The organism is Microbulbifer sp. ABF4_148 (assembly GCF_056158985.1).
In genome coordinates this window covers 3,775,532-3,787,918 of record NZ_JBSWUI010000001.1, presented here as the reverse complement: position 1 = coordinate 3,787,918, position 12,387 = coordinate 3,775,532, and the positions used below count along the sequence as shown (strand labels likewise).

Annotated in this window: 10 protein-coding genes and 1 tRNA gene; 8 read left to right on the top strand and 3 right to left on the bottom strand. The window is 53.5% G+C overall.

What is annotated here, in order from left to right; translation table 11 throughout:
- Positions 1-175: 175 nt before the first annotated feature.
- Together ACXAD0_RS16695 and ACXAD0_RS16690 are read left to right on the top strand one after the other, a co-directional pair.
- Positions 176-526, top strand: coding sequence for a hypothetical protein (locus ACXAD0_RS16695; protein WP_475089788.1), 351 nt, complete (start codon positions 176-178; stop codon positions 524-526).
- Between the two features lie 138 nt (positions 527-664).
- Positions 665-1,384, top strand: a complete 720-nt coding sequence (locus tag ACXAD0_RS16690; RefSeq protein ID WP_475089787.1) for a fimbrial biogenesis chaperone — start codon at positions 665-667, stop codon at positions 1,382-1,384.
- 11 nt (positions 1,385-1,395) lie between these two features.
- Here the strand turns inward: ACXAD0_RS16690 and ACXAD0_RS16685 are convergent, their stop codons facing one another.
- From ACXAD0_RS16685 to ACXAD0_RS16675, 3 genes are read right to left on the bottom strand one after another with little or no spacing between them, the layout of a single operon-like run.
- Positions 1,396-2,340: a hypothetical protein gene (locus ACXAD0_RS16685; RefSeq protein WP_475089786.1), complete on the bottom strand. Its 945-nt coding sequence runs from the start codon at positions 2,338-2,340 to the stop codon at positions 1,396-1,398.
- The gene (locus tag ACXAD0_RS16680) at positions 2,327-4,861 is read right to left on the bottom strand and encodes a TcfC E-set like domain-containing protein (protein ID WP_475089785.1); all 2,535 of its coding nucleotides are present in this window, start codon (positions 4,859-4,861) and stop codon (positions 2,327-2,329) included. The genes ACXAD0_RS16685 and ACXAD0_RS16680 overlap by 14 nt, the downstream gene beginning before the upstream one ends.
- Positions 4,862-4,907: 46 nt before the next feature.
- Positions 4,908-5,420 (bottom strand): hypothetical protein, encoded by a 513-nt coding sequence (locus ACXAD0_RS16675; RefSeq protein WP_475089784.1) that lies wholly within the window; start codon positions 5,418-5,420, stop codon positions 4,908-4,910.
- Between the two features lie 328 nt (positions 5,421-5,748).
- Between ACXAD0_RS16675 and gltX the strand changes: the two genes are divergently transcribed.
- From gltX to ACXAD0_RS16645, 6 genes are all read left to right on the top strand, one after another.
- The gene (gene gltX, locus ACXAD0_RS16670) at positions 5,749-7,224 is read left to right on the top strand and encodes a glutamate--tRNA ligase (RefSeq protein WP_475089783.1); all 1,476 of its coding nucleotides are present in this window, start codon (positions 5,749-5,751) and stop codon (positions 7,222-7,224) included.
- Between the two features lie 315 nt (positions 7,225-7,539).
- Positions 7,540-7,615: transfer RNA gene (locus tag ACXAD0_RS16665), tRNA-Ala, on the top strand.
- A 369-nt stretch (positions 7,616-7,984) separates the two neighbouring features.
- Entirely contained in the window at positions 7,985-8,776 is a 792-nt protein-coding gene (locus ACXAD0_RS16660) for an ABC transporter permease (RefSeq protein ID WP_475089782.1), read from the top strand.
- Entirely contained in the window at positions 8,773-9,456 is a 684-nt protein-coding gene (locus tag ACXAD0_RS16655) for an ABC transporter ATP-binding protein (protein WP_475089780.1), read from the top strand. The genes ACXAD0_RS16660 and ACXAD0_RS16655 overlap by 4 nt, the downstream gene beginning before the upstream one ends.
- A 30-nt stretch (positions 9,457-9,486) precedes the next feature.
- Entirely contained in the window at positions 9,487-10,683 is a 1,197-nt protein-coding gene (locus ACXAD0_RS16650) for a KpsE/RkpR family capsule polysaccharide export protein (RefSeq protein ID WP_475089778.1), read from the top strand.
- Positions 10,684-10,733: 50 nt separating this feature from the next.
- The gene (locus tag ACXAD0_RS16645) at positions 10,734-12,371 is read left to right on the top strand and encodes a polysaccharide biosynthesis/export family protein (RefSeq protein ID WP_475089776.1); all 1,638 of its coding nucleotides are present in this window, start codon (positions 10,734-10,736) and stop codon (positions 12,369-12,371) included.
- The last annotated feature ends 16 nt before the right edge of the window (positions 12,372-12,387 follow it).

The window sequence follows — 12,387 nt, the reverse complement described above, 5'->3', positions numbered from 1 at the left end:
AGTCGCTGGGCGGCGGGTTGCAAGGATGGCGAATGGGAATCGTGCGCCGGTTTCTGAGCACGTATCAAGGCTATCGACTGCGATGGCTAAATGCTTTCTAAACTGAAGGTATTCCCCCGAAAACCGTAGTAGAGGTTTAGCAGTGGTTCAGGGACGAATACTTCGATCTGGTGGCGTGTTAAGCATCGCCGTCGCCATTGGCATGGCGATTGGCTGTGCTCTGCTCACGGGCATGCCCAGCTGGGCGCAGGCTGCTGACAACGCGAGCGCATCTGCGGTTGCGCGCATTACGCTGAACCTGCCTCCCCGGGTGGCGCTGCTGCCAGCGTCAACGGCCCAGCAACGTCGTCTCTGCGCGTTCCGGATTCCGGCCAACCAATATCGATGGGTTGTGAGCGCTACCGAGACGGACAGTGGCCAGGCCCATACGGTGTTGTCCAGCACACAGGGGGCGTCCTGCATCCCGTGGAACAACATGAAGACGCCAATGTCCAATGGATCTCTGGTCATTATTGAAGCCCTCTGACGGTGTCTTGCCAGACCGACATTCTTTGCGCAGTGCTTTAAGGCGTTGTCCTGGTAGCGTTTGAGTGAGGTACCGGTGTGGCGCAGATAGGCCTGTTCCGCGTACACTGGAACCTGTTTTTGATATTGAATGTTCGCCATGCCCTTACGCTCCGCTTTTGTCCGTTCTCTTACATCGCTGCTCCCGGTTGCGGCGCTGCTGGTCGGTGCAGTGATGCCTGGTTCGTTGCAGGCGGCCATGTCGGTCGACAAAATTATTGTCTATCTGGATGATGCCCCGAATTCCCGTGACGACATCGTGGTTTCGAATCCTGACGAGGAAACCCTGTACCTGCAAACCGAAATTTATCGGGTCGATAACCCGGGCATGCCTGACGAGCAAAGAGTGCGAGTTGTGGATCCGAAGGAGTTCAAGCTGCTGGTCAACCCTTCCCGCGCAGTGCTCGCGAGTGGAGAGCGCAAGCGTTTTCGCCTGATGTCACTGGAGCGCGATCTCGAGCAGGAAAAAGTCTACCGGGTTACGTTCAAACCCGTCGTGGGCGAAATTAAATCCGATCGCACGGCGCTAAAGATTCTTGTCGCGTACCAGGCGCTGGTGTTTGTGCAGCCTGAGGGTGGTGCTTACCGCGTTGAGGTGGAGCGTGACAACGGGCAGGTCCGCCTGCGTAACAGCGGCAACATCAATGTAGAAGTCGTTGAGGTTCAGCATTGCGTAACCGCAGACGATTGCCGCAAGCTGGAGCTGGTCGGACGACTGTACGCGGGAGGGGCGCTGGATATCGAAGAGGATCTGCAAGGCGGAGAGTTGGCCATATTATTGCGCGGCCGGGAAAGCGAAAGGATCCGGTTGCCCCTTTGATCGGGGACTATCTACTGACTTGTTACGGTAACGGTCAGAGTATCAGTATAAGTTGGCTCTTGTGCGCTGATCCAGTCATTTGCCGCAACGCTCACGGTGATTCGGGCATTGTCGGAGAGGCAGCTTTCATCCGAAGTCCGTAGGAAGGATCCGGACACATCTCCCCCGGCCCCGGGAATCGATCCGCCCGAACTTCCCAGGTCATCGGTAAAAGTGACGGAATAGGGTAACCGCTCTGCAGCGCCAGCCAGTTCAAAGGGTGTGGCTCCGGAGCCGCCTGTACTCCCATTGGTGCTGCGCAAGTTGACCACGTAACGGTCAAATCCTTTGCCTCCTACGCAGAAATCTTCTGTTCCCTGAATGGCCTGACCTATCGATACTCCATTATTGGTAAGGTCCATGTCGCCCAGATTACGGATGACGATATTTGGCTGAACTGTCACTTCCAGCGTAAATTCGGCGGTAATCGTGCGAAGCGGAAAAATAAAGATGTATTGCACCAGGGTCATTTCAAACGTCCCAGAATAGCTCGTGGCAGATAACGATTGCCCGTCAGGGATTGCAATACCAAGTCTGGCAGGAGCATCCTGACGGCTGCCATCGAAAAAGCCCGCTTCCACGCTGGGGGTGAGCGAGGCTGTGGGCCCGCTGTCCTGTGAAAAGGTTAGCGAGACGTTGAGGGGCTCACCGGTAGTTGAATACAGGGTGAAAGTGCTGCCTACCAGTGGTGCGACGGATACAGTAAAAGGCAGGACGGTTTGGCCCTGGGTGCGGCTGCGGGTTTCCAGATTCAATTCTTTCTGGGCCGTATCGATATCAAACGTGTGGGTACCTTCCAGATTACAGATACGGAACTGTCCACTTCCGGTGCAAGTCTGCGCTATGGCCGGAGTCCATACGCTGATCGACAAAAGCGCTACGAAAGTTAGCGTTACCCAGCGGTTAAGACTCTGCATTTTTGTTCCTTAATGCGAGCTGCTCTGGGCAACGGGCAGTCGAGAGATCCACTACACCCAAATTCAACCAGTCTTTACCAGAGGATTGTGCCGGGAGAGGGACGCGGCAGTCCCCCCAAATGACATCGGGAGAACGCATGGTTTTTGGATCGCCATACATTTCCATCTGAAAGACTCCCATGTCGTCCGTCACCGCGGAGAATTCACCAATCGATATTTTTGTATTTGCCAGCGGCTTGCCTTCTCGCATGATACGGCCCAATACCAGCACGAGAGTCCGAATCTCGTAATCGGTAGCTGTAACGTTACCCGGATAAAGGGTAACGGTATTGCGCTTTTCCTGAAAATTATAAAACCCGTCGTCGATAGGTCGAAGTGAAATGTCGTAACTCTCAAATGCGGGGAGATTGATCACCGATCGCTCTCCGCCATTGGCGTATCCATGCCGATTGCCATCGACAAGAATTTCGAATTGCTGATCGTCGCTACCCTGGATATCCACGATCACGGCGCTTTCCAAAGTTCGCTCGCCGCCCCAAGCGAAGCGGCTCCCATTGCTGATCAAATTGGTGCTGAACGCGCCTACATAGTTGACCGCACTGGTATCCAGCGTATCAACATAGCTGATCGTGGAGTTCACGTAACCGCGACGTCCAGCCAGATGTGATCGACTCTCGAGGAAGGCATCGTCAGGGGTGAATTCCACTGCGACCTGTTGCTCAAAATCTGCTGCCCAGCGATCCAGGTCATTCCACCGAGTGCGCAATCCTGCCCGAATATCGCTGTCGGAGTCTGGGCGTTGCTCCGCGCGGAAATTTGCGGTGTTGTTCCAGCGGTCTTTCTTGTGACGCAGCTGTATTCCCAGGCTGGCGTAAGGATCCCCGTCAGCATCGCTATAGGTAAGGGTGAAATCACCGAGCCAGTGGGCGTTTTGCAGGAATCCGCGGCGGTATTCGAGCGTTGTCAGGCGTTGAGCGCCGGTGAATACGTCGTCCAGGTCGAATTCGCCTGATGCGAGTACTTGTGGGCGATCTCTCTCGCTATACCTGAGTGAAAGTTGACCACCCAGCGCCCGTCCCAATAAAGAAACGTTGCGTTGAAAATAGCCGCTGGCGAGCAATTGATAATTACTCAGGCCGGGCAGTTGTCCTGGAGAGGAAGTGCTATCCAGGCGAAGCTCAGAAAGGCTGGCGGTTAACAGTGGGGTTCTGAGGATGGCTTGCAACCGGTACCCGTTACGCCCATCGGAATCGCGGACAACGCTTGGGGCTACCTCGAAAGTAGGCCCAATCCAGCGTGTTCCAAGCTCCAGCATTTGCTGGTTTTCAGTCGCTGCGCTTGTGGCGAAAAGCCCTGTACTGTCAGAAAGACGACGCGCGAGAGAAGCTTGAATCAGGCTGTCGTCGAAGGATTCGGGGATGCTGGTGTCGATTCCCTGGATGGCCGGTTTACCCGCGAGCAGGCTCCATCGCCACTCGCCCGGGGGCGGCAACAAGGCATCTTTGGCAAAAAACTGGGTAAATTGCTCCAGCGCGCGACCGGCCTCGTCAAAGGTGCGAATCTCAATGTCGTACGCGCCCCCCGGGAAAGAGGACGTATTCAACAGGCGATTCCCGGCCTCCAGCAGCTCGCTATGGATGAGCCTGCCATCCCGGTAGATTTCTATACGGCCGCGAACCGGCATATTGACTTCTACCGGCGCGCCCTGTTGCTGGCTAATGTCTGTCCGAGTGCGTAGAGAGCTGCGGTACTCAATCCCGTACAAAGACTGATTGGGTGCGAAATAGCTGAATCCACCGGCTGGTTGTAACAGCCCTAATGAGGTCGACTTGCCTTGGTAGTCGCGGGTCCAATGCAGGGTCTGGAGGCTGGTGCCCTGCGCGTCTGTCGCACTCCACTGGGCGTGCACCGCACTCTCGCCAAAGCTGAAAATGGTATTGCCCAACAGGGTGGCCGAGTTGAATGCCACATTGCCGCCTGCACCATTCGAGTCCACTCCCGACCAGGCACCGGTCAGGTTCTGCACGATGGCGAAATCGCTACTGGAATCCGGCAGATAGGGGTTGTCAATGGCTGCCTGTTGCGGGAGCAGCTCGGGCGAAAAGAAGATGTCGACACGATATCGACTCTCGTCATAAATGACCGCGACGTCGTTTGGAATCAAGAAGCCACAATTTTGGGTTTTCCTGTCGTGACAGACCCGGTGTGCATTGCGATCAAGATTCTCCCGCAGCCGTTGCAATACGGTATCAGCAGAGAGAGTTTGAGGGAGCTGCGCCAGTACCGCCTCGGGATCCTGAAAGCGAATGGATTCCGGTGTGGTAATAACCTGCGCAGCGCCGAGCGCACGGTTACCAAAATAGAGGTCAGCAACGACCTGCTGCGGTTCCGTCAGTTCGGCAAAGCCTTCGGGCGCCGCCGTCTCCAGCAGAAACGCGGCAGCAGCCAGGGCGGTATTGGAAAGGGGGGCTTGTGCGAGGCTGACGGCCAGCGCAAGCCGCCCCGCATAGCTTTTCATCATAGTGCGCTGGTGGCAGAGCCGGGCACGGGTGCCCGGCGTGCTGTTATTACTCGGAAGTAACGGTGATCAGCAGGGTATCGGTGTAGCTGGTACCGTCCAGAACGGTTGCGTTTTCCCAGTCAGCGTTGTCGATAGTGACCTCGAAACGCGCATTGTCGGTACCGCTACAGGAGGCCGCATTACGGGGCAGGCCGGTAATGTCAGTACCTTCGGTTACGTCGGTGTAGGTACCAGCAAGGCTGTTGTCGAAACCGACGCTGTACGGAATGGTGGTGGTGCCGTCCGTCAGGCTGAACGCCGTGTCATTGACGCCGTCGTTACTTTCAAACTTGATGCTGAAAGTGCCGAAGCCGATACCACCAACACAGAACTCGTCGCTGCCGGTGGCATTGGTGCCGGTCGCAGGGTCGGTGATGGTGACGTCGTCGACCTGGGCAATTTCGATGGCCGGGGTCAGTGACAGGGTGATGACGCTGGATGCGTTGTCGTCAGCAGCGAAAGAATTCATCGCTACGGCGGTGGCTCCCGCCAGAATCAGGCTGCGAAGAGCAAATTTCATAGTGCTTCCCCAAGTAACAGGTTGTTGTATTTACTATTTACAGTTTCAACCGAAGCGTTCCCTGGGCCCTGCCCATTCGGCGATGGGGATATCGTACTGTTTTCCCACGCTCGGTACATGACGAAGATGATACCCTTTTTGTGAATCATGTCACGCTTTTTGGGTTGGTTTTTCTCCTAATTGGTACTTTTGTAATCATTTGTAACAATTTTGTTACATTTCTAGAGCCTGTTGGGGGTGGGCCCAAGCGGGGATATAATGCCGCGCTTTCTACGCATTGCCCGTGAAGCGGGCAATGATCCCAATCTGAACCTGCATCAGGCTTTCCATGACAGTAAGAACTCGTATCGCGCCGTCTCCCACCGGCGATCCCCACGTAGGCACGGCCTACATTGCCCTGTTCAACCAGTGCTTTGCGCGTGCCCAGGGCGGGCAGTTTGTGTTGCGTATCGAGGATACGGATCAGCAGCGCAGCACGCCCGAGTCAGAGCAGGCCATCCTGGATAGTTTGCGCTGGCTCGGGTTGGAGTGGGCCGAGGGTCCAGACGTGGGCGGGCCACACGGGCCCTATCGCCAGAGTGAGCGCGGCGACACCTATAAGAAGTACTGTGACGAGTTGGTCGATAAGGGGCATGCCTTCCACTGCTATCGCACCTCAGAAGAGCTCGACCAGCTGCGCGAGCAGCTGCGTGATGCGGGGCGTACTGCCCTGAAGCCCAGTGATCTCGCATTGCCGGAAGCCGAAGTCGAGCAGCGCAAGGCCGCCGGCGCACCCTACGTGGTGCGTATGAATGTGCCCGAAAGCGGTACTTGTGTGGTGGAGGACCTGCTGCGCGGGTCAATTGAGATTGACTGGGCTCAGGTTGATGCTCAAATTTTGCTCAAGTCCGATGGTATGCCCACCTACCACCTGGCGAATGTAGTGGATGATCACCTGATGGAGATTACCCATGTATTGCGTGGTGAAGAGTGGATCAACTCGGCGCCCAAGCACCAGCTGCTGTACGAATACTTTGGTTGGGAGATGCCGGTGCTGTGCCACCTGCCGCTGCTGCGTAACCCGGACAAGACCAAGCTGTCCAAGCGCAAGAACCCGACTTCTATCCTTTATTACCAGCGCGCCGGCTTTATGCCCGAGGCGCTGCTGAACTACCTGGGGCGTATGGGCTGGTCCATGCCCGATGAGCGGGAGAAGTTTTCTCTCGACGAGATGCTCGAACACTTCGATATCCAGCGGGTATCACTTGGTGGGCCGGTGTTCGACGTCGAGAAGCTGTCCTGGCTGAATGGCCTGTGGATTCGCGAGCTCGAAAACGAACAGTTGGCAGATCGCCTGCAGGACTGGCTGTTGAATCGGGACAATCTGCTCAAGGTGCTCCCCCATGCCCGCGAACGCATGGAAACCTTCGGTGATTTCGCGCCCCTGACCGCTTTCCTCGCGGCAAACCAGCTGGGGCTGACCGAAGCGGACTTCAGTGCGAACAAATTGGAACTGGATGACCAGAAAAAGCTGCTGCAATTCGCCCTCTGGCGGCTCGAGGCGCTACGCACCTGGGATCGTGACAGTATCTTCCAGACCGTAAAGTCCCTGGCCACCGCGATGGAGATCAAGCTCAAGGATTTCAATGCGCCGCTATTTGTTGCGGTCAGCGGAACCACAGCATCGTTTTCGGTCATGGACGCTATGGTCCTGTTGGGCCCGGACCTCACCAGGGCAAGGCTGCGCCAGGCGGTCGATCTGCTGGGTGGCGCGGGCAAGAAGGTGCTCAAGCGCTGGGAGAAAGAGTACGCGGGTCTGGGTTGATCTCGCGCGGCAAGCCTCCAGCTCGACTGGTATATGCGCGCTGCGGCCCATTTGCTCGATGTCCATGTTCGGCCATGCCCGTTTGGGTCTCTTGGCGTTGTCGGCTAGTGGTGGCGAACGGATCAAGAATAGTGCAGGCGCACCTTGGTAGTGCGAGTATGGGCGGACATCGTCGGTGGTGTGCTTGGGTGAGAGGTTGATTCTGGCTGACGTCCCGGTCCGTAACTAGTTGATAAAAAAGTGGTTTTTTCTTGTTGACAGCGGAGCCTGCACTGTTAAAATGCGCCCCGCTTTCGAGAGAAAGCACATCAATTTGGGGCTATAGCTCAGCTGGGAGAGCGCAACACTGGCAGTGTTGAGGTCAGCGGTTCGATCCCGCTTAGCTCCACCAAATATGAAACCCCCGCATCGCAAGGTGCGGGGGTTTTTTGGTTTTCGTGCCGCGAGTTTTTATTTGGGCGATGGTCCCATTCTTGCATACAGGGTCACTACTTTCGGCGAGCTGAGTGAAAATGTAATGGCGCGTAATTTAACTACATGGTGATGTAGGTGCATTGATGAGGTAGAATCCGCCCTTCAAAATCGCCGCAAAAGCGGACTTAATGGTCGAGCAGTCTCGTTTGTGGTGTTGACGAGAATTAGAACTCCCTTCATTTAATGATTCTATTGAGGGGGCTTGAAAGGGGTTGCGAGAGCGACTTTGAATTTGCGAGGCGACGCTGGCCACGTATTCAGAAGAAGAGCCAAAAGAAATAGTTGTATGAAAGCTCTGGCCAACCGAACTCCCTGGCAGATTCAGCTCGATGTCATTCGCGCTTTACTTGTTCGTGAGATGAAGACCCGTTTCGGCAGGTGGCGCTTGGGCTATGCGTGGGTGCTGCTCGAGCCAGCGATGCATATCTTATTATTTGCCTACTTGATTAGTCTAATTGGCCGTGAGCTGTATCCCGGTTTGCACACTATGTTGTTCATGCTGGGCGGCATAGCCCCCTTTTTGTTTTTTTCCCATTGCTTCTCGAAATCACTTGCGGCTGTAGAGTCTAATAAGGGGTTATTCAATTACCGGCAGTTGCGGCCATTTGACGCTGTTCTCGCCCGTGTAGTGTTGGAATTTTTCATTTACATTTTTAGCGTTGTTGCGCTTCTTTCCATATTGGCATGGTTTGGCGTAGCTGCTCCCTTCAACGACTTTTTGTTGTTGGTTGTAGTTAGCTTTCTTTATCTCTGCTTTTGCTTCGGTGTCAGCCTTGCAATTTGCGTTGTTGGTGCTAAATACCCGGAGGCTGGTAAATTTGGGCCAATGATCCAACGCCCGCTGTACTTCATGTCTGGAGTGTTCTTTTCGCTAGAGCAGATTCCTAAGGAATATCATCCGTATTTGATTTGGAACCCCTTACTCCATGTCGTGGAACTAACTCGAGAGGGGCTCTTTCTGCCTTATAAGGCGAACTACGCAAGCTTGGAATATCTTGCCTTTTGCGCTGTCGCTATGTTGTCGTTTGGGTTGTTGGTTTATCGCAGCCAGTGGCAGGATTTGGTGCGGAGTCAATGATAGAGCTCAGAAATCTCACCAAGTCTTTTAGAACACCGGGGGGGAGGAAGGTCCTATTCCGGGATGTTTCGGCATCCTTTCCTGAAGGTAAAAATATCGGAATACTTGGGAGAAACGGCGCGGGTAAATCAACTCTCCTCAGAATAATGGGTGGAATTGACTATCCAGACAGCGGCCGAGTTGTTACCGATCAGAGAATCTCTTGGCCTATGGGATTGTCCAGTGGCTTTCAGGGCAGTATGACTGGAAGGGAAAACTGTGAATTTATCTGTGGGATACACGGAATTTGGTCCGCAGCACGCCGAAAGGTTCTGGACCGGGTGCAGGAATTTGCAGAAATTGGGTCGTATTTTGATTCGCCGGTTAAGTCGTACTCGTCAGGTATGCGATCGAGGTTGGCATTTGGGTTAAGTATTGCGGTCGATTTTGACGTGTATCTTGTAGACGAGGTCATGTCGGTTGGCGATGCGCACTTTAAGCACAAGTGCCAGGCGGTAATTGCAGAAAAAAGAAAGGTTTCAAATTTTATTATCGTGGCTCACTCCATGGATATCTTGAGAAGAAACTGTGATGTCGGTCTTTTTCTGGATGGTGGGCAGTTGAAGATATATGAAGACCTTGAGGATGCGATTACTTCGTATCAATCAGGAGCCAAACAGCAAAAGAAGGCGACTCGCTAGCGTTGGTGGGGTCGAAGCGACTAAATAGCTATGGAAAACAAAGAAGTTTCAACAACACTAGAGCGAAAGCCGCATTTATATACGCTGCTGCGTAGGGCCCTTAATGTTTTCAGATTAAAAAGCATTAAGACGTCGCTTCGTCCGTGGTTGGGTGTCGGTCTCTTTGTCGGGTTGCCATTGGCACTTGTTACTCTGTATTACGTTTTTCTCGTATCTGACCGGTATGTAAGTAGTACACAGTTGATTGTTAAAGACAGTGGGTCTGATCAGGTAATGCCAGCTGCCTTGGGGTTTCTGACTCCCGGTGCGACAGGGGAAAGCCAGGACGCATATCTGGTGGTGAATTTTGTCCACTCGCTGGATATGGCTCTGTATCTGGACGAGGAGCTGAGTCTATCTGAATACTACAAAAGTGAGCGGTATGACTGGTTTTCTCGCTTGAACCCTGACGCCTCCCAGGAAAGCTATCTGGAATATTATCGAGAGCGGGTTCGCGTCAGTTTCGATGAGAAGACAGGTATTGTAACAATCGCGGTGGAAGCTTTTGAGCCGGAGTACGCGAAGCAAACCGTTGAGGTGATTATTTCCAAATCCGAAGCGTTTGTGAATGAAGTAAGCAATCAGCTCGCGGAAAAGAAAGTCGCGTTTGTTCGAAGTGAATTGGAGCTGGCTCAAGACAAATTACGCGGTGCCAAGCAAGATATTCTGGATTTCCAAAACCGTAACGAGATCGTCAGCCCTGAGGAGCTAACGAAAGGGATTAGTACGATCATACAGGGCCTGGAGGCAAGGGCCTCAGAGCAGCGTGCAAAACTTACGGCGGCGCGCACCTATTTGAATGCTGACGCTTCCCAAGTTGTTTCCCTGCAGTCTGAGATCTCTGCTTTGGAGCAGCAGGTGCAGGCCGAGCGAGTTCGCTTGGTGGGTGTCGAGGAAAATGATGGTCAGCAGCGCCTGAACTCACTTGGGGCAAACTTTCAGAACTTGGAACTGAACCTCAGGTTCGCGATGGATACGTATCAGGCGGCGCTGACATCTCTGGAGACTGCCCGAATTGAAGCCACAAATAACCTGAAGCACTTGATGGTGGTAAGTCAGCCTTCTCAAGCTGAAGAGGCGGAATACCCCAGCAAGCTATATAACCTCGCGAGCCTTGCAGTGATCCTTTTAATGTTATACGGCATCGGGAAAATGCTCGTTTCTAGTATCCGGGACCACAGAGTATGAGCAGAGTGGCCCGAACTTACATGAATAGAGTCATACGGCGTAATGTTCAAATGCAACTAGCAAAAGTGATGATAGATAAATTAATAGCGGCATTTGTCTGTGCCACCCTCTTGGTTGGCGTTGGTGCTCAGGCGCTGGAGACGCAAACCGTAGATAGCGAGCTCGCAGAAGAAGAAAATAGCAGGGTACCCGTCTTTGGTGGGAGCCTGTTTCGAGGTGCCTTTAAGGATCAGCCTTTTACCGGCTTCAACCCCTCTTACCGGATTACTGTGGGTGACCGGGTAAATCTCCAGTTGTGGGGCGCCTATAGTTTCTCGGCCTCCCTCGTAGTTGACCCGCAGGGAAATATCTTTATTCCGGAAGTTGGTCCTGTAAGGGTTGGAGGCGTGCGCAATGGCGACCTTAATGATTTTGTTTTGCGGCACGTAAAGCGGGTCTTTAAAAGTAACGTGCGAGCTTATGCCAACCTAGAGGCCAGTCAGCCAGTAAAAGTATTTGTTACCGGGCATGTTCGGAAGCCAGGGCTTTACTCAGGATTTTCTTCCGATTCCGTCTTGTACTACCTGGATAGTGCCGGTGGTATATCCCATGATAGCGGCAGCTTTATTGATGTCCGGGTTCTGCGCGGCGATGACGTCATTCAATTGGTTAACCTGTACCAGTTTCTGACAGACGGCACCATGCCTGCATTGCAGCTTCACAATGGCGATGCAATCGTTGTTGGTCCGCGCAAAGGTACCGTTACTTTGGAGGGAGCCGTTCAGCAGTCTGCGCAAATGGAATTTGTTGGGCCGACGACGCAACTTGGTGAGATGTTGCTCATTACGAAGCCAGATCCTCAGGCAAACTTTGCCCGAATTACCCAGGTGATCGACGCAAAGCAGCAGGCAAAGTACCTACCGCTTGATTTGGCATTGCTGGAGCCGCTGCACCCAGGTGCAAAAGTAGAGTTGGTAAAAGATAGTGACGTGGAGTCGATCTCGGTGCACGTGAAAGGCGAAACTGATAGCCCTACCACATTTGTGCTGCCCTACGGTGCTACTTTAGGCGATCTGCTTAAAGACTTGCAGTATCGCGAGAGCTCGGATCCTTCAGCTGTGCAGCTCTATCGGGAAAGTGTGGCGGAAAAGCAGCGCATCGCGCTTGATCGTTCACTCGATGCACTGCAGATGGAGGTGCTGACAAGGCAGCCCGTTACTGAGTCGGAGAAGACGACACAGCGTGATACGGCGACAATGATCCAAAACTTTATTGCCCAGGCACGCAAGGCGAAGCCGCGTGGACAGGTTGTGCTATCGAATACTCCAAACGCCGCTGAAATGTTGTTGGAGGATGGCGATGAGTTAGTGGTGCCCCTGAAGATGTCGACTATCTCAGTAGTTGGTGAGGTGGTATTCCCAACCTCATTGGTATTTAACGAAAAGCGAACTCTTGATGATTACATCGAGCTGGCCGGGGGCTTTGCCAATAATGCCAATCGTAAGGAGCTTATCGTCTTGCATTTGGATGGGACAATCAGTCGTATCGATGATGGTGATTTTGGTAAGCGCCCGAAAGGTAGATTGCGTCCCGGCGACGAAATTATGGTAATGCCTGAAATTAAGGCAAGCGAATTGCAAGTAACTAAAGACATTACCGAGATCCTCTATCGTATCGCTGTGGGTACCGCGGCAGTGCTGTCTTTCTAGTATGCAGGTTGCGGGA

Coding starts and splice junctions, on each gene's coding strand:
- ACXAD0_RS16675 (WP_475089784.1), bottom strand. CDS start 5,420: ATGAAATTTGCTCTTCGCAGCCTGATTCTGGCGGGAGCCACCGCCGTA.
- ACXAD0_RS16690 (WP_475089787.1), top strand. CDS start 665: ATGCCCTTACGCTCCGCTTTTGTCCGTTCTCTTACATCGCTGCTCCCG.
- gltX (WP_475089783.1), top strand. CDS start 5,749: ATGACAGTAAGAACTCGTATCGCGCCGTCTCCCACCGGCGATCCCCAC.
- ACXAD0_RS16650 (WP_475089778.1), top strand. CDS start 9,487: ATGGAAAACAAAGAAGTTTCAACAACACTAGAGCGAAAGCCGCATTTA.
- ACXAD0_RS16660 (WP_475089782.1), top strand. CDS start 7,985: ATGAAAGCTCTGGCCAACCGAACTCCCTGGCAGATTCAGCTCGATGTC.
- ACXAD0_RS16655 (WP_475089780.1), top strand. CDS start 8,773: ATGATAGAGCTCAGAAATCTCACCAAGTCTTTTAGAACACCGGGGGGG.
- ACXAD0_RS16645 (WP_475089776.1), top strand. CDS start 10,734: ATGCAACTAGCAAAAGTGATGATAGATAAATTAATAGCGGCATTTGTC.
- ACXAD0_RS16685 (WP_475089786.1), bottom strand. CDS start 2,340: ATGCAGAGTCTTAACCGCTGGGTAACGCTAACTTTCGTAGCGCTTTTG.
- ACXAD0_RS16680 (WP_475089785.1), bottom strand. CDS start 4,861: ATGATGAAAAGCTATGCGGGGCGGCTTGCGCTGGCCGTCAGCCTCGCA.